This window comes from Citrobacter sp. MGH106, assembly GCF_001037495.1.
Classification (GTDB): Bacteria; Pseudomonadota; Gammaproteobacteria; order Enterobacterales; family Enterobacteriaceae; genus Citrobacter; species Citrobacter murliniae.
Genome location: NZ_KQ089823.1, coordinates 95,652 through 118,655, shown reverse-complemented (window position 1 = coordinate 118,655; position 23,004 = coordinate 95,652). Strand labels below are relative to the sequence as shown.

Here is a 23,004-nt window from a genome sequence, read left to right as displayed (position 1 = left end):
TGACGCTTACCGGGCCTACAGTTTTATAGCGTGTGTCTTAAGACGCTAGCGACAACTGGTGTTTTTCCACATATTCCACCAGCCACTGGGTCATGCGCGACTGCTGTTCGGCATTCAGCCACATACCTTCTTTCGTACGACGCCACAGGGCATCGTCTGCGCGACGCACCCATTCGTGATCGACCAGATACTTCAGCTCTGCTTCGTAGAATTCATGGCCGAAGTCTTCGCCCAGCTCAGCAACCGAGGTCGCGTCACCGAGGATCCATTCCGTGTTGCTACCGTAGGTGCGCGAGTAGTGGCGTGCCAAAGACTCGGTCAGGAACGGATAGCGGCGGCGCAGTTTTGCCGCGTAGTCTTCACGATCGCCGCCAATATCACCGCCGGGCAGGATGCACTCTTTGGTCCATGCCGGGCCAATGCCCTGATAGTAAGACGACAGTTTTTCCATCGCGTGTTCTGCCAGCTTACGGTAGGTCGTCAGTTTGCCGCCAAAGACGGAAAGCAGCGGCGCTTTGCCGTTTTCATCGTGGATATCCAGCGTGTAATCACGGGTGATAGCCTGCGGTGAATCGGACTCGTCATCGCACAGCGGGCGGACGCCAGAATAGGTCCAGACGATATCATCACGGCCCAGCTGTTTCTTAAAGTGTGCGTTGTAGACCTTCAGCAGGTAATTGATTTCGCTTTCATCAATCTTCACCGCTTTCGGGTCGCCCTGATACTCAACGTCAGTGGTACCGATAATTGAGAATTCATCCATCCAGGGGATAACGAAAACAATACGCTTATCTTCGTTTTGCAGGATATAAGCCTGCTTCTGGGTATGCACGCGTGGTACCACGATGTGGCTGCCTTTAATCAGGCGAATACCATACGGTGATGGCAGGTGCATTCCGTCATCGAAGAACTCTTTTACCCACGGGCCAGTGGCGTTTACCAGGCCGCGAGCCTGCCAGGTGTGTTTTTTACCGGTATCGATATCTTCTGCTTCGACAATCCACAGACCGTTTTCGCGACGAGCGGAAGTGGCGCGAGTGCGGGTCAAGACTTCGCCACCTTTACGTACCACCATTTGGGCGTTTGCCAGAACCAGACGCGCATCGTCTACCCAGCAGTCAGAATATTCGAAACCGCGCACGATCTCAGGCTTCATCACCGAGTCTGCGCCAAAACGCAAACCAGTTGAACCTGGTAAACTGGTGCGTTTGCCCAGGTGATCGTACATAAACAGACCAATGCGAATCATCCATGCCGGGCGCAGGTGTGGGCGATGGGGCAGACGAAAACGCATCGGGAAAGCAATATGCGGTGCCATTTTCAACAGCACTTCACGTTCAGCCAGCGCTTCACTGACCAGACGAAATTCATAGTGTTCCAGGTAGCGCAGACCACCGTGGATGAGTTTAGAGCTGGCGGAAGAGGTCGCACAGGCTAAATCCTGCGCTTCCAGCATCAGCACGGATAAACCGCGTCCAGCGGCATCTGCCGCGATACCGGCACCGTTGATGCCTCCACCTATCACAATCAGATCTTTGGTTTCCATGCTGGCCTCTCGCACTTTCGTTATAGCTCATTAATGTTCGTTATCGAGCATAATAGCAAAGAATAGCGCCATTGGTAACATCGGATAAACAATTTACAGTGATACATATAACATTATGGCGTTTACCTGTGCAGGCAACGTACACTGGACGGTAATATTGAACACCTGCAGAGAAAGAAAAAGAGAACACCATGGATCAGTTTGAATGTATTAATGTCGAAGAAGCCCATCAAAAGTTGCTGCATGGAATGGCGGTGCTGGTGGATATCCGCGATCCACAAAGTTATGCAATGGGTCATGCGCCACAAGCGTTTCATTTGACTAACGATACGCTGGGTTCATTTATGCGCGACCATGATTTCGATACCGCAGTGATGGTGATGTGTTACCACGGCAACAGCAGTAAAGGCGCGGCGCAATATCTGCTTCAACAGGGATATGACGCGGTATACAGCGTTGACGGCGGCTTTGATGCGTGGCATCGACATTTTCCTGCAGAAGTGGCTTTTGGTTCGTAAGCTAACAAAGATGCAGCCTGAAATGAGCAGGGTATATATACTGTCCCCTTTTGTGTGGAATAAGCGACAGCAACAATGTTGATGATTACCTCTTTTGCTAACCCCCGCGTGGCGCAGGCATTTGTTGATTATATGGCGACACAGGGCGTTATTCTGACAATTCAACAACATCAGCAAACCGATGTCTGGCTGGCGGATGAGTCCCAGGCTGAGCGCGTGCGGGCTGAACTGGCGCGTTTTCAGGAAAATCCAGGGGACCCGCGTTATTTGGCTGCCAGCTGGCAGTCTGGCCAGACAGACAGTGGGCTGCGCTATCAACGTTTTCCGTTTCTTGCCACGCTGCGCGAACGGGCTGGTCCGGTGACCTGGGCTGTGATGGCGGCGTGCGTGTTGGTGTATATCGCGATGAACGTCGTGGGCGACCAGACGGTCATGCTATGGCTGGCGTGGCCGTTTGACCCGACGCTGAAGTTTGAGTTCTGGCGTTATTTCACCCACGCTTTTATGCACTTTTCGCTGATGCACATTCTTTTTAACCTGCTGTGGTGGTGGTATCTCGGCGGGGCGGTAGAAAAACGTCTGGGCAGCGGCAAACTCATTGTCATTACCGTTATCAGCGCGCTGCTGAGCGGCTATGTTCAACAAAAATTTAGTGGCCCGTGGTTTGGTGGATTGTCTGGCGTGGTTTATGCGTTGATGGGGTACGTGTGGTTGCGCGGCGAGCGCGATCCGCAAAGCGGTATTTTCCTGCAACGCGGTTTGATTATCTTTGCCTTGATCTGGATTGTTGCCGGCTGGTTTGATCTGTTCGGCATGTCTATGGCGAACGGAGCACATATTGCCGGGCTGGCCGTCGGTCTGGCAATGGCATTTGCAGATACTATTCATGTACGAAAACGAACGTGAATGAGATTGAGCGGGATGGTAATGCGAATTGCAGGCCGGATAAGGCCGCAGCCGCCATCCGGCACAAGATCTTTGTTAATTCCAGGGACTTATAATGAAACAAACACAACGACATGACGCGATCATTGAACTGGTAAAAAAACAGGGATACGTCAGCACCGAGGAACTGGTGGAGCATTTCTCCGTCAGCCCACAAACGATTCGCCGGGATCTTAACGATCTGGCCGATCAGAATATGATTTTGCGCCACCACGGTGGCGCGGCATTACCATCCAGCTCAGTGAATACCCCGTGGCATGACCGTAAGGCGACGCAGACGGCGGAAAAAGAGCGTATTGCTCGTAAAGTTGCCACGCAGATCCCTAACGGCTCCACGCTGTTTATAGACATCGGTACCACGCCGGAAGCGGTGGCTCACGCATTGCTGAATCACAGCAACTTACGTATTGTGACCAACAACCTCAATGTGGCAAACACGCTGATGGCGAAAGAGGATTTCCGTATCATTCTGGCCGGTGGCGAACTGCGCAGCCGTGATGGCGGCATTATGGGTGAAGCGACCCTCGACTTTATTTCACAGTTCCGTCTGGACTTCGGTATTTTGGGTATTAGCGGCATCGACAGCGATGGTTCATTGCTGGAGTTTGATTATCACGAAGTTCGCACCAAACGTGCCATTATTGAAAATTCACGTCATGTGATGTTGGTGGTGGATCACTCGAAGTTTGGACGTAACGCGATGGTGAATATGGGGAGTATCAGCATGGTGGATGCCGTCTATACCGATATCTTGCCGCCAGCGGGCGTGATGCAGGTGATTGCGGATAATCACATTCAGTTAGAGCTGTGCTAGGTCATCTGTGGGCCCGGTAAGCTTCAATGCCACCGGGCAAAATTAAACGCCGTACCCCATCATCTTCAGCAGTTTCTGCGCATGCTGCACCGCATCCTGGCGGTGTGCCACGCCAAGTTTTTGGTACAAGTTGCGAATATGCGTTTTGATGGTTGTCGCCGCTACCGCCAGTTCTCCGGCGATTTGTTCGTTGCTGTAACCGGAATAAATCAGGCCTAAAACCTGCCACTCACGCTGGGTTAGTGGGCTGGTACGGATCAGTTCCGGCACTTCCGGGTGAGTCAGCAGACGTTCAACGAATCCTTCATCAAAGTGGGCGAATTTGTGGCGATGGTGTTGGTTAATCTCACGCAAAATACGCTGGGCACGATGCTGATCGAGTTCCGGCAGCGTATTAAGCTGAATCAACTGACGCAACTGCTGCGCCATGGCCTCACCTTCGATGACAAAGTGGCTGATAAACCCGGTACGGTTAGCCAGTTGCAGCGCATCAAGCAATACGCGTTGGGCATCATTTTTGCGTCCTGCCTGCCAGTAAAGCTGATTGAGCAGCAGCAGGTTGCGGTTCAGATCGCTCATCAGGCGCAGGTTGCGCGCATTTTCGTTTAATTCTTCCAGCACAATCTCTGCCGGCTCGAATTCACCCAACAGGATCTGCGCACGGGCGATGTTACGCCACTGACTTTGCAGGAAATGGTTGTTGGCGAATTCCGGTTTTGGCGTGTGGCGCAGCCAGTTGGCAGCCGAGTTTTTGTCCCCGGTCATTTGCCAGTAAATTACCCGGACCTTATCGGCATTGGAAATCCAGTCGCTGTGATAACGTCCGTTACCCAGCAGGTTTTCCAGGCGATTAAGCAGACTGCGGGCGTTGTCCAGGTCACCCCGCGCCAGTGAGCACTGAACCAGCAGAGCCAGGCATTGAAGCTGCTGCTGGGGTTGAAAAGTAGAAAGGAGTTCAATACCGCTGCGGGCAGAGGCTTCGGATTCATCCAGACGTGCCCAGGCCCATAGTAACTGTGCCCGGATACGAACCAGAAACTCGTGCATCGGCAGTTGCTCCAGATGCTGCTCTTTGATTAACTGGAACGCTTTTTCCTGAGTCTCCCAGGCGGCCTGCAAAAAGCCCTGAGCGAATAAAATTTCACTTTGCTGGATCAGGCTCCAGAGCGCGTAATGCCAGACGTCATGATGACGTGCCATTTGCTCTGTTTGTTGCATCAACGACAACGAACGAGTGAGATCGCCTTTGCAGTGCAGGACTTCACCGTGTACCGACATGGCGACAATGCGGCTATAGAACCAGGCGATAGGTAATTCATCCAGCGCCAGTTTTGCCAGACGTTCTGCTTCGTCAGGGTTACCGTCGTTAATCGCCACCTGTGCACGCAGAGCATTAAATTCCGCATGCAGGGTTGTTTCCATATCGCCTTTCATTTCCTGCTCGGCACGCGCCAGCAGGGTGTTAACCTCACTGTAGCGATGCTGACTCTGCATCAGCCAGGCCTGCAACAGCACCAGACGTGGGTTTTCCAGCAGACTTTCCCACGGTAGAGCTTTCAGTGACTCTTCCAGTAACGCCAGCTCGCTGTGGTTAAACAGCCCCCATGCATGATTGAGCAGGATATCGCGCAGCATATGGGCATCGCCCGCGGCCAGTGCATGATGAATCGCTTCGCTGGGGAAACCTTGTGCCATCCAGCTTTCTGCGGCGGCACGGTGTATTTCGGGGAGCTCGGTCGCCAGTTCCCACTGGCAGCGCTGGCGTAAAAAGTTGCCAAACAGAGGGTGATAGCTAAACCATTCGCCAACGTCATCCATCCGTTGCAGGAATAAACCCTGACGCTCAATTTCTTCCAGCCGCATTTGGCCGTTTTCTTCACCGGTTACCCGGGTAATCAACGTGTCGTTCATTGAACGCAGGATGGCGCTTTTCAGCAGGAAGTGACGAGTACCCTGATCAACGCTATCCAGAACTTCATCGACCAGATAGTCGGACAAATGACTGGCGTTGATACCCGCCAGACGGCGCGCTGATTGGTGCGCAGAATTGTTATTCTGGCGAGCTGAAAGGGCGATCAGTTGTAATGCGGTTGCCCAGCCAGCGACGTCATCACACATGCGGCTGCTTTCCGCCGCCTCAATGGGGGATGAAAGACGACGGTCAAAGAATTGTTTGGCTTCCTGATGGTTAAAGGCTAATTGTTGGCTGCCTATCTCCAGCAGTTGATCGCGCACACGCAGGTTAGCGATACCCAGTTGCGGTAAGTTACGTGACAGTACGACCAGCGTGAGATTCTCAGGCTGGTGGCGCAGGAAAAAGCGCATCGCTTCGTGGATAGCCGGATTAGAGATCAGATGATAATCATCTACGACCAGATAAAGCGGACGATGCCACTCTGCCAGCTCAATAAATAGCTGAGCAAAGAGAGAAGTCAGGCTGGCGTACTGGCGTTTTTGCACCATCGTTTCGCTGGTCGTACAGTGCCCACCAGTTGCCTGCTGGATAGCGGCAATCAAATAGCTGGCAAATCGCTCCTGCTGATTATCACCTTCATCAAGAGAGTACCAGCCTAATTCATTTTTCCCCGCAGCCCACTGCGAAATAAGCGTCGTTTTTCCGTAGCCAGCAGGACTTGTTATCAGAGCGAGCCTGAAATTGTTCGCGCCGGAAAGTTTAGCCAGCAGGCGCTCACGAACCACCGTATGGTCGAGTCGAACCGGACGACTTAATTTAGACGGAATCAACATAGGTTAGTCACTTCACTGTGTGAAAATGGGGAAAAATGATTTTTTTTGCGCTTCGTAATTAATGGTTATAAGGTCGGCCAGAAAGTCATTTTATGCAAGCTAAGTGGACTTTTTGTGTGTCTGATTTTGCACTATGTCACAATTTTATACATCTATTGCAATAATTATCTCAAAGAGCCGCAACAGGCGTGGCTACTGGATCCAACGTTATTTTTACCGTATTGAAAAATACCTTACTATGCGTGCGCCTACCGGGGTGTTTAATGAAATCGGCAAATTTTGCGATCGGCATATAACTTTCGCGTGAAATATCTTAATTATTATATGTATTTCAGACTGGAAATTATTTCTCTGTTTACATATTTTTTCTCAACATCATCTCCCTGTTTGGTATTGTCTGGTTAAGAGCCTGGCCCAACAGGCTAATGCGAAATGTGTGGTGCATTTCGGGGATGATGTACGGGTATTCTGTATCTGTACGAGCCATCACATCCCCTTTAAGTGGCCGCGATCACATTTTTATGCTCATCCCCACTCCTCCTCCCTGCCTAATCCTCGCCAGGATGAGGAAGGTCAACAACGAGCCTGGCAAACTAGCGATAACGTTGTTTATTACCTAAGGATCTGGAATCTCTATGTCACAGCCTACCTTCAACAAAGATCACTTTCAGGCTGCACTGACGCGTCAGTGGCAGCGCTTCGGTTTATTGTCGGCTTCAGAAATGACGTCACGCCAGTGGTGGCAGGCGGTGAGCGGAGCTTTAGCTGAGTTGCTCAGCGCCCAGCCTGCGGCGAAACCGGCAAAAAATCAGCGTCATGTTAACTACATTTCAATGGAGTTTTTGATTGGTCGTCTGACGGGCAATAACTTGCTTAACCTGGGCTGGTATCAGGGCGTGAGCGATGAGCTGAAAGCGCATGACATCAATCTGACCGACCTGCTGGAGGAAGAAATCGATCCGGCGTTGGGTAACGGCGGCCTGGGGCGTCTGGCGGCATGTTTCCTCGATTCGATGGCGACAGTTGGCCAGTCCGCTACGGGCTATGGCCTGAACTATCAGTACGGTCTGTTCCGTCAATCTTTTACCGACGGTCAGCAGATGGAAGCCCCGGATGACTGGCATCGCGGAAGCTATCCGTGGTTCCGCCATAATGAGGCGCTGGATGTACAGGTCGGTATTGGCGGTAAAGTTAGCAAAGAGGGGCTCTGGGAGCCTGGGTTTACCATCACCGGACAGGCCTGGGATCTGCCGGTACTGGGCTACCGTAACGGCGTGGCGCAACCGCTACGTCTGTGGCAGGCCAGCCATGCACATCCGTTTAACCTGACTAAATTTAACGACGGCGATTTCCTGCGCGCAGAGCAGCAGGGTATTGACGCCGAAAAACTGACTAAAGTGCTGTACCCGAACGACAACCATACGGCAGGTAAAAAACTGCGCCTGATGCAGCAATATTTCCAGTGTGCCTGCTCCGTTGCTGATATTCTGCGCCGTCATCATCTGGCGGGACGTAAATTGCATGAACTGGCTGATTATGAAGTCATTCAACTGAACGATACCCACCCGACCATCGCCATTCCAGAACTGCTGCGCGTGCTGATTGATGAGCACCAGATGAGCTGGGACGACGCATGGGCGATTACCAGTAAGACCTTTGCCTACACCAACCACACGTTGATGCCGGAGGCGCTGGAGTGCTGGGATGAGAAGCTGGTGAAAGCACTGCTGCCGCGTCATATGCAGATTATCAAAGAGATAAACGACAGATTTAAGAAGCTGGTCGATAAAACCTGGCCGGGCGATGCCGCCGTCTGGGCGAAGCTGGCGGTAGTTCACAATAAACAGGTGCGCATGGCGAACATGTGCGTGGTCAGCGGCTTTGCGGTCAATGGTGTGGCAGCGCTGCACTCCTCCCTGGTCGTGAAAGACTTGTTCCCGGAATACCACCAGCTGTGGCCGAATAAATTCCATAACGTCACCAACGGGATTACGCCGCGTCGCTGGATCAAACAGTGCAACCCGGCGCTTGCTGCCTTACTGGATAAATCGCTGAAGAAAGAGTGGGCGAACGATCTCGATCAGTTGATCAATCTGGAAAAATACGCTGACGATGCGACGTTCCGTCAGCAGTATCGCGATATCAAGCTGGCGAACAAAGAGCGGCTGGTGAAGTTTATCAAAGCGCGTACCGGTATTGAGATTACAACCAACGCGATATTTGATATTCAGATCAAACGCCTGCATGAGTACAAACGTCAGCACCTGAACCTGCTGCATATTCTGGCGTTGTACAAAGAAATCCGTGAAAACCCACAGGCGGATCGCGTACCGCGCGTATTCCTGTTTGGCGCGAAAGCGGCACCGGGTTACTACCTGGCAAAAAATATTATCTTCGCCATTAACAAGGTGGCAGAAACCATCAATAACGACCCGAAAGTCGGTGACAAGCTGAAAGTTGTGTTCCTGCCTGATTATTGTGTCTCGGCGGCGGAAATGTTGATTCCGGCGGCGGATATCTCAGAGCAGATCTCGACTGCTGGGAAAGAGGCTTCCGGTACCGGTAACATGAAACTGGCGCTGAACGGGGCGTTAACGGTCGGTACGCTGGACGGTGCGAACGTCGAAATCGCCGAGAAAGTGGGAGACGAGAACATCTTTATCTTTGGTCACACTGTGGAAGAGGTTCAGCGGCTTAAAGCGAAAGGCTATGATCCGGTGAAATGGCGCAAGAAAGACAAAGTGTTGGATGCGGTACTCAAAGAGCTGGAAAGCGGCAAATACAGCGATGGCGATAAGCATGCCTTCGACCAGATGCTGCACAGTATCGGTAAGCAGGGCGGCGATCCGTATCTGGTAATGGCAGATTTCACAGCTTACGTTGAGGCGCAGAAGCAGGTCGACGTATTGTACCGTGATCAGGATGCCTGGACCCGGGCTGCCATTCTGAATACTGCTCGCTGCGGTATGTTCAGTTCGGATCGCTCCATCCGCGATTATCAGGCTCGTATCTGGCAGGCGAAACGCTAAGGAATCGCGATGGAAAGCAAACGTCTGGATAATGCCGCACTGGCGGCGGGGATCAGCCCCAATTACATCAATGCCCACGGTAAACCGCAGTCTATTGGCGCCGAAACCAAGCGGCGTTTGCTTGATGCCATGCATCGCACTACCTCCGCCACGAAAGTGGCGGTAACACCGGTGCCAAACGTCATGGTTTATACAGTGGGGAAAAAAATGCCGCTGGCGGTGGAGGGTAACGGTGAGTTTAGCTGGCTGCTCACCACCGAAGATGGCGTGCAGCACAAAGGTCATGTCTTCGGCGGTAAATCTTTTCACCTTCCGGCGAAGTTGCCGGAGGGGTATCACGCGCTCACCCTGACACAGGGAGAATTGCGTACCCATTGTCGTATTATCGTCGCCCCTAAACGCTGCTATGAGCCGCCGGCTTTGCTGGCCGGGAAAAAGCTGTGGGGCGCATGCGTGCAACTTTACACTCTGCGTTCAGAGAACAACTGGGGGATTGGCGACTTTGGTGATCTCCGCGCCATGCTGGCAGACGTAGCAAAACGTGGCGGGGCGTTTATCGGTCTGAACCCGATTCATGCGCTGTATCCGGCAAATCCGGAGAGTGCCAGCCCGTACAGCCCGTCTTCACGCCGCTGGCTGAACGTTATTTATATTGATGTGAATGCGGTAGACGATTTCCGTCTGAGTAAAGAGGCGCAGGACTGGTGGCAGATGCCATCTACTCAGCAAATTCTGCAACGTGCGCGGGATGCTGAGTGGGTTGATTACTCCACCGTGACCGCGTTGAAGATGACGGCGCTGCGCATGGCGTGGAAAGGTTTCTCTGCCCGTGATGATGAACAGATGGCGGCATTCCGTCGTTTTGTGACTCAGGAGGGCGATAGCCTGTACTGGCAGGCGGCGTTTGACGCGCTGCATGCGCATCAGGTGAAAGAAGATGAATTGCGCTGGGGTTGGCCAGTATGGCCGGAGGGGTTCCAGTCGGTGGACTCACCGCAGGTGAAGCAGTTCTGCGAAGAGTATCGTGATGAAGTGGATTTCTACCTCTGGTTACAGTGGCTGGCATATACCCAGTTTGCCGCCTGCTGGGAAACCAGCCAGGGCTTTGATATGCCAATCGGTCTGTACCGCGACCTGGCGGTCGGCGTCGCAGAAGGCGGAGCGGAAACCTGGTGTGACCGTGAGCTGTATTGCCTGAAAGCTTCCGTTGGCGCACCGCCGGATATCCTCGGCCCGCTCGGCCAAAACTGGGGGCTGCCGCCGATGGATCCGCACATCATCACGGCGCGCGCTTACGAGCCATTTATTGAACTGCTGCGCGCCAATATGCAGAACTGTGGTGCGCTGCGCATTGATCATGTCATGTCGATGCTGCGCTTGTGGTGGATCCCTTACGGTGAGACAGCAGATCACGGTGCGTATGTGCATTATCCGGTAGACGACCTGCTCTCTATTCTGGCGCTGGAAAGTAAACGTCATCACTGCATGGTGATTGGCGAAGACCTGGGTACTGTCCCGGTTGAAATTGTCAGCAAGCTGCGCGACAGCGGCGTGTATTCATACAAAGTGCTCTATTTTGAGAATGACCATGAGAAGAATTTCCGTGCGCCGCAAGCGTACCCGGAACAATCAATGGCAGTCGCGGCGACGCATGACCTTCCAACGCTTAAAGGTTATTGGGACAGCGGTGATTTGACGCTGGGTAAAACGCTGGGGCTGTACCCGGATGAGGTCGTACTGCGCGGCTTGTATCAGGACAGGGAGCTGGCGAAGCAGGGCCTGCTGGATGCGCTGCATAAATATGGCTGTCTGCCGAAACGAGCCGGGCACAAGGCGTCGCTGATGTCGATGACGCCTATCCTCAATCGTGGGATGCAACGCTACATTGCCGACAGTAACAGCGCCCTGCTGGGGCTGCAGCCGGAAGACTGGCTTGATATGGCTGAGCCGGTCAACATCCCTGGGACCAGCTATCAGTATAAAAACTGGCGACGTAAGCTCTCCACTACGCTTGAGAAGATGTTTGCTGATGATGAGGTGAACAAGCTGATTAAGGATTTAGATAAACGGCGAAAAGCAGCCGCCAGGAAGAGGTAAAAAAGAACCCGCCAGATGGCGGGTTCTTTATATTTATGTTGGCCGGGTAAGCATTAGCGAACCCGGCTTTTTTACATCAGATTGCCATATTTAACAGCAGGCACCCTACCAGGCCGCATACCGAAATAATGGTTTCCAGCATTGACCATGACTTGATCGTTTCGCCGATGGTCAGGTTGAAGTATTCCTTGAACAGCCAGAAGCCCGGATCGTTCACGTGGGAGAAAATCACGGAACCCGAACCTACCGCGATAACCATCAGTTCTGGGCTAACGCCGGTGGTCGCAATCAGCGGTGCCACAATCCCACCTGCGGTGATTGCCGCAACGGTGGCAGAACCCAGCGCGATACGCAGTACGGCGGCAATGGACCATGCCATCAGCAGCGGAGATACGTTGGTTTCATGCATCATCGAGGCGATGTATTTGTCGACGCCGCTATCAACCAGAACCTGTTTGAAGGCACCGCCACCACCGATAATCAGCAGCATCATGGCGATGATTTTGATTGAGGAAACCAGCGTGTCGTTAATCTGATCCATCGAACGTCCACGGTTCAGACCAAATGTGAACATCGCAATCAACACCGCAATAAGCGTAGCCATGACCGGGTCGCCGAGGAATTCCGCAACTGGCAGGAAGGCATGTCCTTTCGGCAGGATCATCTCTGCGATAGCACGCATCGCCATCAATACCACCGGAACAAGAGAGGTCCAAACGCTGACGCCAAAGCCAGGCATCTCTTCTTCAGTGAAGGTTTTGGCGCTGTACAGACCTTCCGGGATCGGCTTATCAATACCTTTCAGGAAACGTGCATAAACCGGACCGGCGAGAATAACGGTCGGGATAGCCAGAATCGTACCAAACAGCAGCGTTTTGCCCATATCTGCGTGGAAAATGGTCGCAATAGCGGTCGGGCCCGGGTGCGGTGGTAAGAAACCGTGGGTTACAGACAGCGCAGCGGCCATCGGAACACCAACGTACAGCAGCGGGATATTCGCGGCGGCGGCAATGGTGAATACCAGCGGCAGCATCAGTACGAAGCCAACTTCGTAGAACAGTGCAAAGCCCACGGTGAAGCCGGTTAATACTACCGCCCACTGAATGTGCTTTTTACCGAATTTAGCAATCAGTGTGGTCGCAATACGTTGCGCACCACCGCAGTCTGCCAGCATTTTACCCAGCATGGCGCCAAAACCCATAATCAGGGCAAGGCTGCCAAGGGTTCCGCCGACGCCGGCTTTAATAGAACCGATGACTTTATCCAGTGGCATCCCTTGCATCAATCCGACAGCAAGCGCCACCAGGACGAGAGCGATGAAACCGTTCATTTTGAAACGGATCATCAGGAGGAGTAACAAGATTACACCGATAGCAACGATGACTAATGGCATGATTTACCTGGCCTTTACTTTGTTATGGGTAACGTCAGTGTTTAGATGACAAATTCTGATTGTCCCGACCGGGAACAGAGTATTTACAGCACCAATGCTGATTGCCTTCAAAACTAATCAGTTCAGCTGGCTATTATGGAGTAGTTAGGTGCCCATAAGAATGATACGGGTAACATATGGTGGTTGAAAATCACCTGGGACAGCAAAATTTAAATTATGAGAGGCAGGTCAAATTATGGTGGGGTAATTGCAAGATGGTAGCAGAAGAACGTAGGCCCGGATCGCTGCGCGTCACCGGGCGAATACAGATGGGGACTTAGTAGTAAGAGTGCTCGCCGCGCTGGTGTTCGGTCAAATCGCGAACGCCTTTCAGTTCAGGGAATTCCCCCAGCAGCTGTTTCTCGATGCCTTCTTTCAGCGTGACATCTACCATTGAACAACCGTTACAGCCGCCACCAAACTGCAGAATAGCGTAGCCTTCATCGGTGATCTCCATCAGAGTGACGCGTCCACCGTGGCCAGCCAGTTGCGGGTTGATCTGCGACTGCAGCATGTATTCAACGCGTTCCATCAGCGGCGCATCATCGGATACTTTACGCATTTTCGCATTAGGCGCTTTCAGGGTCAGCTGGGAGCCTAACTGATCGGTAACGAAATCGATTTCAGCATCTTCCAGATAGGGTGCACTCAGTTCATCAACATATGCGGTCAGCAGGGAAAATTTGATGGCGGTGTCGGTTGCTTCCACGGCGTCCGGTGGACAATAAGAAACGCCGCATTCAGCGTTAGGCGTGCCGGGATTAATCACAAATACGCGGATTTGTGTCCCTTCTTCCTGATTTGCCAGCAGTTTGGCAAAGTGCGCTTGTGCAGCATCGGAAATATGGATCATAGTAATGGCCTAATAGTTGACTATTTTACTTGGTTATAATACGCCCATCATCGAGGCTCTACAAGGTTCGACACAGGCACCATACCTGGACAGTCGCCGCGCCGTTGCGCAAAAGTAGTTGCGCGATTTCCGCGACGGTACTTCCGGTAGTGACGACATCATCCACAACAACCATATGGAGTCCCTGTACCGGCAATTCAAGGCGAAAAGCATTTTTCAGGTTGCGTTTGCGTAATCGGGCGCTGAGATGATGCTGCGTGGCGGTCGCCCGAACCCGTGTTATTGCCTGACTGTCCCAGTCACAACCCAGCCAGTGCGCCAAAGGACGGCACAATAAATCGCTCTGGTTAAACCCTCTTCGCCAGTGTCGGCGTTGCCAGAGTGGGACGCTGACGATCCTGTCCGGCAGAGGAAGCCCGCTGGTACGGCGAGCCAGCAACACGTCCAGTAGCAGCAGGCGTGAAAGTGCAGTGGCAATCTCGCTACGGCGCGAAAATTTCAGCTGGTGGATAAGGTTACTCAGCGGCGGAACATAGTCATTGACCGTAACCAACCGCTGCCACGGCGGCGGTTGTTGCAGACACCGGCCGCAGGGAATGGCGGTGTGGGCGGCTGGCATCCCGCACTGGGGGCACAAATTGATATGACGGCGTGTCGCCCGTGTACAAACGGAACAAATTCCCCAATGTCCCAGCGTCAGTGGCATTCGGCATAGCCAGCACAATCCCGGTACTGTTAGCATAGGTTTATCCTTAACAATGTATGCCTACAGGGCTAGGCTCCAAAAAAGAGAACAGTAACTGATGAATGACATCTGGTGGCAGACCCGAGGTTCGGGAAATTGCCATCTTGTGCTGCTGCACGGATGGGGATTGAATGCGGAAGTATGGCATTGCATAAGTGAGGAACTGAGTTCGCATTTCACGCTACATCTTGTCGACTTACCGGGATTTGGCCGTAGTCAGGGTTTCGGCGCGATGCCGCTGGAGGAGATGGCGGAACGTGTTTTACAACAGGCACCAGAGAAAGCCATCTGGCTGGGCTGGAGCCTGGGCGGGCTGGTAGCAAGTCAGGTAGCGTTGACCCATCCTGCTCGTGTTCAGGCGCTGGTTACTGTGGCTTCTTCGCCATGTTTTAGCGCTCGTGATGAGTGGCCGGGTATTAAGCCGGACGTGCTGGCGGGATTCCAGCAACAGCTTAGCGAAGACTTCCAGCGTACGGTAGAGCGTTTTCTGGCGCTACAAACGATGGGAACGGAAACCGCACGTCAGGACGCGCGAACTTTGAAGAAAACGGTGCTGGCATTACCGATGCCGGAAGTGGCGGTACTGAATGGTGGGCTGGAGATCCTGAAAACGGTTGATCTGCGTGAATCTCTCTGCGCATTGCGCATGCCGTTCCTGCGGTTGTATGGATATCTTGATGGGCTGGTACCGCGCAAAGTTGTACCGATGCTGGATGCACTGTGGCCGGAGAGCGAATCTCTGGTGTTTGCCAAAGCGGCACATGCGCCGTTTATCTCGCATCCTGGTGAGTTCTGTGCCGCGCTGATGGCGTTGAAACAGCGGTTATAGCGCCTTTGACTTGCCCGGTGACGCGATGCTTACCGGGCCGACATTAATGCCTTTTTGCCATTAACTCCTCAGCAGAAAGGCCAGTGATTCTGAGAATGGTCAGTCTGTCGATACCGTCGGCTAACATGGTGGCAGCAATGCGTCGTGCTTCGTCTCGTTTACCTTGTTGTAAGCCCTCCTGTAACCCTTCCTGTAACCCATTCATATGCCCTTCCTGGCGTAATCTCTCTGCGATAGTCATCAGTCTCTCCTTGTGTTGAGGTAGGCGTCCGGTTACTTCGTCCATAAATTCTTTGAAATGCGCTGTGTCGCCAGCCTGAATCATGTAATTAAACAGGGCTTTCAACTGGTTGTCATTAGCGTTTCCTTTAACAAGCAGGACGACCAGTTTTTCCACTAATCCCATCAAATCTCGTTTCCGGATATGTTTTTGAATCAGCTCCAGTAGTGCTATACGGCGATGCTGCATGATCTCGTCATCAGCCATTACCGTGATATCTATTAATGGAAAAGTGTTCGCATAAAGTTGTCTGGCTGTCTCCGGATCGTCAAATTTATCCAGCCAGCACAAGGAGTAGGGATATGGGCTGACGGTGCCGTGATAAAAAAGCATGGGGATCACCAGTGGCAGCTTTTTGTGGCCCGCATCCAGATGTCGCTGCATGACTGCAATAGCATAACGCATAAGACGAAACGCCATATGTGCATCCGCGGTGCTCTGATGTTCAATAACCGTGTAGATGTAGCCATCGCCTTCACGAGTTTTTAGTGACCACAACACATCGCAATAGTGCGCACGCAAATCGTCCTCAATAAAACTGCCCGGTTCCAGTTTCAGTGTCTTTAGGTCACAAAGAATACGTAAAGAGTCTGGAAGATGAAGTTGAAGAAAGTCGCGAGCGGTAGCTGGATGGCCCATAAAAGTCTTGAAAATTGCGTCATGCGGCGTAGCTGTAGCGTCAGTATTCATGGCGGTCCGTCACCTGAAGAACAAGATGATGAGACTCTACTTGCCGTAGAAAAGGGAAGCATCCCCGTAATGTTAACGATGTGCAGAGGGTTGGAGGATAAATCTGTTTTGCTGAAAGAGTGACATTCCTATGGAATTCGTTTCGCAAAATCCCGGACAGCATGGATATTAGGTGCCGTTTGTAGGCCGGACAAACGTAGCGTCATCCGGCAAATAGCATTACGTTTAACGCAAAGCCCACCATTCGCGCAGGCAGGCTTTGCCTTCCGGGCAGCTTTTGCAGCTTCCGGAAAGACACCCCTCGGCATCTTCCTGAATTCGCTTCGCTTTGCCCATTTTCTCTAACTGATTCAGCATGGCGTCAATCATTGGCTGCGGGGTATGCAGCGTGTGGCTAATTTGCTTAGCCTCCATACGTCCCCGCAGAGCCAGTAAATCACGAACCTGTATAAGCGATGCCATGATCCACAACCTTAGTGGCAATCGCCAGTCGTGCTGGCACAGCACGAGCTTACCGTTTTGTTGGTTGCCAGCAGCGCAATATCCACACGGCTACGGGCGCGGCGTAGCAGACCCAGCAATACGATGTTAAACAGGATGACGGCTAAAATGCAGACCAGACTGTAGGTCGGGTGCTGACTGTAGCTGACTGCCTGATAGAACAGCGTCGACAGTGAGTAGGCGATATTCAGGCCCCACAGAACGGAGAAGCCCATCCAGCCACGGCTGGATTCACGCGCGATAGCCCCCATAACTGAAATGCACGGAACATACAGCAGTACGAAAATCAGGTAGCTGTAAGCGGCTGCGGCGCTGCCAAATTTTTCGCCCATCACGCCCATGGCGCCAGTTGCCATCTCACCGTCACCTTTACTGGCTTCGATAGGGTTAGCCAGGACGCTCAGGCTGAAGGTATCTTTCAGGCTTTGCCAGGTTTCATCCAGTGCGCCGACTAACTCATCACCGAGGTGGAAATCTGCCGGGTTGAACTCTTCTTCCTGAATATTTTCAGCGGTATAGAGTGTATTCAGTGTACCGACAACCACTTCTTTGGCCATCGCACCGGTGAACAGACCCACGGTGGCCTGCCAGTTATCTTCGTGTACGCCAATCGGTTTAAAGACCGGGGTAATAACGCGGCTGACGGAAGCAAGAGCTGAGTCGTTGATGTTATCGACGATTTTCCCGCTCAGGGAGAAACTGTTAAACGCGCTAAGGAAAATACTGACAATGATAATGACTTTACCGGCACGGAGGACGAAGCCTTTCAGGCGCTGCCAGGTCTGGATGATCAGGCTTTTAATATGCGGGACGTGATAAACCGGCAGTTCCATCACGAACGGCGTTGCTTCGCCACGCATGATGGTGTGCTTGAGCATCAGGCCAGTCAGCACTGCCATGACGATACCTAATACATATAGCGAGAAGACCGCCAGCGCACCGTTCTGACCAAAGAATGCCGCTGCAAACACAGCGAAAATCGCCAGACGTGCACCGCAGGACATAAACGGTGCCATCATGATGGTCATCAGACGTTCACGCGGCGCATCCAGTGTACGTGCGCCCATCACCGACGGTACGTTACAGCCGAAACCAACAATCAGCGGGACAAACGATTTACCCGGTAGCCCCAGCGCCTGCATCAGACGGTCCATTACAAACGCGGCTCGCGCCATGTAGCCGGAGTCTTCGAGGAAGGAGAGGAACAGGTACATCATACCGATTTGAGGGACCAGTGGCAGAACGGTGTTAATCCCGCCGCCAAGACCCTGCGCCAGGAAGATGGTCAGCCAGTCCGGGAAGTGCAGCGTGTAACCAATCCATTGAATACCATGGATAAAGAGTGCCACTGAACCGACGTCAAATAACGGCTGCAGCGCGCCACCGATGTTAATGGCGAGCAGGAACATCAGGTACATCACGAACAGGAAAATTGGCAGACCGAGGAAGCGGTTGAGGACGATTTTATCGACAGCGGTGGTGAAGCGGCTTGGCTCGGCGGTTAGCGTGTTGCTGACGGTATCGCAGATCGCGGCAATGCACTGGTATCGCGCATCGGCAATGTGCAGCGCGGGATCGTCCATCGTTTCACTCAGACGGGCAATTGCACCATCCAGATTTTGCGCAGCATCGCCCGCGTAGGCGCGGCTGTAGATATCGCCTTCCAGCATTTGCAGGCCAAGCCAGCGACGTTGTTGTAGCGGCATCTCTTCGGTCATTGCGTCAGCCAGAGAATCTGCTTCACGTAGCAGTGGCTGAGCATAATGGACCAACTCGACGGCGTCGTTCTCTTTATAACGATCGATCGCCAGCTTCAGCGCTTCAATCCCACGTCCACGCGTAGAAACCAGTGGAACCACTGGGCAGCCAAGACGGGCGGAAAGCGCGTCGATATCAATACGGATTTGCTGCTTCTCAGCAATGTCCAGCATGTTAAGCGCGACGATACAGGGGATACCCAGTTCGAGCAGTTGCAGCGTCAGGTAGAGGTTGCGCTCAAGGTTTGAGGCATCGACGACGTTGATAAGCAAGTCGGCGTCGCCGCTTAAAATATAGTGACAGGCAATTTGCTCATCGAGGGAGGTCTGGGATGAGATCGTTGTCAGTGAATACGTACCTGGTAAATCCACCAGTGTGACCTGATGGTCCGTCGTCGCAAAATGACCTTCTTTACGCTCAACGGTGACTCCAGCCCAGTTGCCTACACGCTGACGCGCGCCGGTGAGCTGATTGAATAAAGTTGTCTTGCCGGAATTAGGATTACCAATTAAACCAATGGTTAGTTTTTTCATTTTTATTGACTCACTGTATTAACAGGAAACCGCTTCCACTTCTAATAACGCCAGATCTTTTTTACGCAATACCAGACTTACGCGGCGAGTTTCAATGTGGATAGGATCGCCCAAAGGTGCGACACGTACCACGTTGAATGATGAGCCTGGTAGCATGCCGAGTGACAATAACTTCTGACGGTACGCCGGACTGATTTCACGAGAAAAACCGGTAATTTTCCACGCAGTGTCTGGAGTGAATTGCATAGGGACCTACTTATATCTCGCTAACTGGATGATTACCTCATGGGGCTGCAGGGCGGCATGAGACCAGATGATTAGCTAACGGAGGAAAGAGTAAATAATCAACAATGCAATGATAATGAGAATGGTTTTTATCATCAATAGAATAAGTGTGACGGAATGTAGAATTGGATAATAATTTGAGTCAATTTTGATATGCCTCAACATTTAATCTGGTTTGAGACCGTTAATTTAATTCGGCAATTATTGATTTTTTAATGTTTAATTAAGGTTTCATCTGTTAACGATGTGAAAATTAATTGTGCGGTTAGTCCTCGGCTAATTAAATAACCGCTTCAATTTGTATTATTTAATTGTTAATCGAAATGATATAGCCGGAGGAGCACAAGTGCCCCCCGGCATTCTGTCAGCGTTTCTTACCCATCGCCGCCGCCAGGGCATCCATCATGGCGCTGTTGCCGGCAGGCTGTGTATCACGCCCGCGCGGTTTTGCCGCTTTAGCTGCCGCTGTCGGGCGATTGCCCTGAGCGCGATCGTTGCTACCGCCGCCGCGACGGGCGTTGGTTTCACCTGGCTGTTCGTCCAGACGCATGGTCAGGGCGATACGCTTGCGTGGTAGATCCACTTCCAGCACTTTCACCTTCACAATGTCTCCCGCTTTCACCACGGTGTGTGGATCTTCGACGAACTTATTCGACAGAGAGGAGATATGTACCAGACCGTCCTGGTGAACGCCGATATCAACAAACGCACCGAAGTTAGTGACGTTGGTGACTGCGCCTTCCAGAATCATTCCTGGCAGCAGGTCATTCATGGTTTCCACGCCATCAGCAAACTGTGCGGTTTTGAACTCCGGACGCGGATCTCGGCCCGGTTTTTCCAGCTCTTTGATGATGTCGGTGACGGTCGGCACCCCGAAACGTTCGTCGGTAAAGTCAGATGCCTTCAGGTTACGCAGTTCATTGCTGTTGCCCATCAGGTCACGCAGTGACTGCTCGGTCGCAGCCAGAATACGTTCTACGATCGGATAGGCTTCCGGGTGCACGGTCGAGGCATCCAGCGGGTTATCGCCGTGGTTGATGCGCAGAAAGCCCGCACACTGTTCAAACGCTTTTGGCCCCAGTCGGCTGACTTTTAGTAGCTGCTGACGATTCTGGAACTGACCGTTCTCATCACGCCAGGCAACAATATTTTGCGCCATCATCCGGGTCAGGCCCGCGACACGCGTTAACAGCGGGACGGAGGCGGTGTTCAGGTCTACGCCGACGGCGTTTACGCAGTCTTCCACCACCGCATCCAGCTTACGGGCAAGCTGTGTCTGGCTAACGTCGTGTTGATACTGACCGACACCGATCGATTTCGGATCGATTTTCACCAACTCAGCCAGTGGATCCTGCAGACGACGGGCGATAGAGACCGCACCGCGCAGTGAGACGTCGAGATCAGGAAACTCCTGTGCGGCCAGTTCGGAAGCGGAGTAGACCGATGCCCCGGCTTCGCTGACGATCACTTTTTGCGCGGTGACTTTCGGGAACTGTTTTTGCACATCCAGGAAGAAGCGTTCGGTTTCGCGGGACGCGGTGCCGTTACCAATCGCTACCAGTTCAACGTTGTATTTTTCACACAGCGCAGCAACGGCAACGGCGGCTTTGGCTGCCTGACCGGTATGTGGATAAATGGTGTCGGTAGCAACCAGTTTGCCGGTGCCGTCGACGACCGCAACCTTAACGCCGGTACGCAGGCCGGGATCGAGACCCATCGTAGCACGCAGGCCTGCCGGAGCAGCCATCAACAGATCGTGCAGGTTTCGGGCAAAGACGTTAATCGCCTCATCTTCCGCACGCTCGCGCACGGTCCCCATAAGTTCAGTCTCAAGATGCATCAGCACTTTGATGCGCCATGTCCAACTGACGACGCCTTTTCGCCAGCTGTCTGCTGGTGCGTTGTTCAGTCGCAGGCCAAGGTGATCCTGAATTATCTGCTCACCGTGACTCTCTTTTGGCGGCTCATCGAATTGCGGATCGGCATTCAATGAAAGCTGTAGCACGCCTTCGTTACGGCCACGGAACATTGCCAGTGCGCGGTGAGAAGGGACGCTGGAAATCGGTTCATGGTGATCGAAGTAATCACGGAATTTTGCGCCTTCCTCTTCTTTACCGCTCACTACGGTGGAAACCAGATGCGCATTCTTCCACAGGTAATCACGCACTTTTGCCAGCAGCGCAGCGTCTTCAGCAAAACGTTCCATCAGGATGTAACGTGCGCCGTCGAGTGCGGCTTTAGTATCCGCTACGCCGTTGTCGGCGTTGATGTATTGTGCCGCTGTGGTTTCTGGATCGTGGGAAGGTTCGTTCCACAGCAGATCAGCCAACGGCTCAAGTCCGGCTTCAATGGCGATTTGTCCGCGGGTGCGGCGTTTTGGTTTGTACGGCAGATAGAGGTCTTCGAGTTCGGTCTTACTTAACGTGCCGTTGATCGCTTTCGCCAGGTCGTCGGTCAGTTTGCCTTGCTCGCTGATAGATTTGAGAATGGCCTGACGGCGGTCTTCCAGTTCACGTAAATAACCCAGACGGCTTTCCAGGTTACGCAACTGCGTGTCATCCAGACCGCCGGTGATTTCCTTACGATAACGTGCGATAAACGGCACGGTGTTCCCTTCGTCAAGCAGGCGAACGGCAGCTTCTACCTGTTCGGCGCGAGCCTGAATTTCACCCGCGATAATGCGGCAGAACGAATCATTCATCATGGATTTAGTTTCATCTTTAGGATCAAAAATCAGGGGATAGTTATACGGACTGACACGCCAAAATGCCAGCCGAGAACCGATTCTCTCGGAATGTTCCAGGCTTATTTAACGTATTCAATCTCGTTAACGTACCAGCTGGCTTCCCCGGCAGGTGTGTTCACCACCGCGAGATCGCCCACCTCTTTTTTCAGCAGTGCTCGCGCCATCGGTGAGTCGATAGAGATGTAATCCTTACGACCAAAAATTTCATCGTATCCGACAATGCGGAATTTGCGGGTATCGCCATCATCATTTTCAATCTCAACCCACGCGCCAAAGAATACTTTGCCCTCCTGCTGTGGGGAGTAATCGACTATTTTCAGATTCTCCATGCACTTCGTCAAATAACGGACACGCCTGTCGATCTCTCGCAGGCGCTTTTTATTATACTGGTAGTCAGCATTTTCGCTGCGGTCGCCCAGACTTGCGGCCCAGGTGACTTTTTTGGTGACTTCCGGGCGCTCTTCACGCCAGAGATAATTCAGCTCTTGTTTGAGTTTTTCATACCCTTCACGGGTTATCAGGGGCGTTTTCATCTTATTGTTTTACCTTCGACTCTGTGATGATGCGCACAATTAGTATTACGTGAGCATATCAACAGAATAAATAATGTATTGCGAGAAACATTGTATACTTAAGCTGCTGTTTAATATGCTTT

At 52.4% G+C, this 23,004-nt stretch carries 17 protein-coding genes; 6 read left to right on the top strand and 11 right to left on the bottom strand.

What is annotated here, in order from left to right; translation table 11 throughout:
• Window positions 1–37: 37 nt before the first annotated feature.
• A complete protein-coding gene (gene glpD / locus SK36_RS20210) occupies window positions 38–1,546 on the bottom strand; it encodes a glycerol-3-phosphate dehydrogenase (RefSeq protein ID WP_045448478.1) in 1,509 nt (502 codons plus the stop codon).
• A gap of 191 nt (window positions 1,547–1,737) precedes the next feature.
• Between glpD and glpE the strand changes: the two genes are divergently transcribed.
• From glpE to SK36_RS20195, 3 genes are all read left to right on the top strand, one after another.
• Complete coding sequence (glpE, locus tag SK36_RS20205; protein ID WP_045448476.1) at window positions 1,738–2,064, top strand: thiosulfate sulfurtransferase GlpE; 327 nt, start codon at window positions 1,738–1,740, stop codon at window positions 2,062–2,064.
• Window positions 2,065–2,139: 75 nt separating this feature from the next.
• Window positions 2,140–2,970: a rhomboid family intramembrane serine protease GlpG gene (gene glpG / locus SK36_RS20200; RefSeq protein WP_048222917.1), complete on the top strand. Its 831-nt coding sequence runs from the start codon at window positions 2,140–2,142 to the stop codon at window positions 2,968–2,970.
• A 94-nt stretch (window positions 2,971–3,064) separates the two neighbouring features.
• Window positions 3,065–3,823 carry a DeoR/GlpR family transcriptional regulator gene (locus SK36_RS20195; protein ID WP_045448472.1) on the top strand — a complete coding sequence of 253 codons (759 nt, stop codon included), beginning with the start codon at window positions 3,065–3,067 and terminating at the stop codon, window positions 3,821–3,823.
• Window positions 3,824–3,865: 42 nt separating this feature from the next.
• Here SK36_RS20195 and malT read toward each other — a convergent pair whose 3' ends face one another.
• Window positions 3,866–6,571 carry an HTH-type transcriptional regulator MalT gene (malT, locus tag SK36_RS20190; RefSeq protein ID WP_045448470.1) on the bottom strand — a complete coding sequence of 902 codons (2,706 nt, stop codon included), beginning with the start codon at window positions 6,569–6,571 and terminating at the stop codon, window positions 3,866–3,868.
• Between the two features lie 635 nt (window positions 6,572–7,206).
• Here malT and malP point away from each other — a divergent pair.
• Both malP and malQ read left to right on the top strand, forming a co-directional pair.
• The gene (gene malP, locus SK36_RS20185) at window positions 7,207–9,600 is read left to right on the top strand and encodes a maltodextrin phosphorylase (RefSeq protein ID WP_048222915.1); all 2,394 of its coding nucleotides are present in this window, start codon (window positions 7,207–7,209) and stop codon (window positions 9,598–9,600) included.
• 9 nt (window positions 9,601–9,609) lie between these two features.
• Entirely contained in the window at window positions 9,610–11,697 is a 2,088-nt protein-coding gene (gene malQ / locus SK36_RS20180) for a 4-alpha-glucanotransferase (RefSeq protein WP_045448466.1), read from the top strand.
• A 76-nt stretch (window positions 11,698–11,773) separates the two neighbouring features.
• Here malQ and gntT read toward each other — a convergent pair whose 3' ends face one another.
• The 3 genes from gntT to gntX all read right to left on the bottom strand — a co-directional run bounded on the left by gntT (window position 11,774) and on the right by gntX (window position 14,724).
• Window positions 11,774–13,090: a gluconate transporter gene (gntT, locus tag SK36_RS20175; RefSeq protein WP_045448464.1), complete on the bottom strand. Its 1,317-nt coding sequence runs from the start codon at window positions 13,088–13,090 to the stop codon at window positions 11,774–11,776.
• Window positions 13,091–13,406: 316 nt separating this feature from the next.
• Window positions 13,407–13,982 (bottom strand): Fe-S biogenesis protein NfuA, encoded by a 576-nt coding sequence (gene nfuA / locus SK36_RS20170; RefSeq protein ID WP_045448462.1) that lies wholly within the window; start codon window positions 13,980–13,982, stop codon window positions 13,407–13,409.
• A gap of 58 nt (window positions 13,983–14,040) precedes the next feature.
• Window positions 14,041–14,724: a DNA utilization protein GntX gene (gntX, locus tag SK36_RS20165; protein WP_048222911.1), complete on the bottom strand. Its 684-nt coding sequence runs from the start codon at window positions 14,722–14,724 to the stop codon at window positions 14,041–14,043.
• Between the two features lie 61 nt (window positions 14,725–14,785).
• On the opposite strand from gntX, the gene bioH reads away from it, so the two are divergent.
• Window positions 14,786–15,556 carry a pimeloyl-ACP methyl ester esterase BioH gene (gene bioH, locus SK36_RS20160; protein ID WP_048222907.1) on the top strand — a complete coding sequence of 257 codons (771 nt, stop codon included), beginning with the start codon at window positions 14,786–14,788 and terminating at the stop codon, window positions 15,554–15,556.
• A 43-nt stretch (window positions 15,557–15,599) separates the two neighbouring features.
• On the opposite strand, the gene SK36_RS20155 is transcribed toward bioH, so the two are convergent.
• From SK36_RS20155 to greB, 6 genes are all read right to left on the bottom strand, one after another.
• A complete protein-coding gene (locus tag SK36_RS20155) occupies window positions 15,600–16,526 on the bottom strand; it encodes an Rpn family recombination-promoting nuclease/putative transposase (protein WP_048222904.1) in 927 nt (308 codons plus the stop codon).
• Between the two features lie 225 nt (window positions 16,527–16,751).
• Window positions 16,752–16,988, bottom strand: a complete 237-nt coding sequence (gene feoC / locus SK36_RS20150; RefSeq protein ID WP_045448454.1) for a [Fe-S]-dependent transcriptional repressor FeoC — start codon at window positions 16,986–16,988, stop codon at window positions 16,752–16,754.
• Window positions 16,989–16,999: 11 nt separating this feature from the next.
• A complete protein-coding gene (gene feoB, locus SK36_RS20145) occupies window positions 17,000–19,318 on the bottom strand; it encodes a Fe(2+) transporter permease subunit FeoB (protein WP_045448452.1) in 2,319 nt (772 codons plus the stop codon).
• Window positions 19,319–19,336: 18 nt separating this feature from the next.
• The gene (feoA, locus tag SK36_RS20140) at window positions 19,337–19,564 is read right to left on the bottom strand and encodes a ferrous iron transporter A (RefSeq protein ID WP_045448450.1); all 228 of its coding nucleotides are present in this window, start codon (window positions 19,562–19,564) and stop codon (window positions 19,337–19,339) included.
• A gap of 403 nt (window positions 19,565–19,967) precedes the next feature.
• On the bottom strand, window positions 19,968–22,307 hold the full coding sequence (locus tag SK36_RS20135) for a Tex family protein (RefSeq protein WP_048222901.1): 2,340 nt from the start codon (window positions 22,305–22,307) through the stop codon (window positions 19,968–19,970).
• Window positions 22,308–22,408: 101 nt separating this feature from the next.
• Complete coding sequence (greB, locus tag SK36_RS20130) at window positions 22,409–22,882, bottom strand: transcription elongation factor GreB (protein WP_045448445.1); 474 nt, start codon at window positions 22,880–22,882, stop codon at window positions 22,409–22,411.
• Window positions 22,883–23,004: the final 122 nt, after the last annotated feature.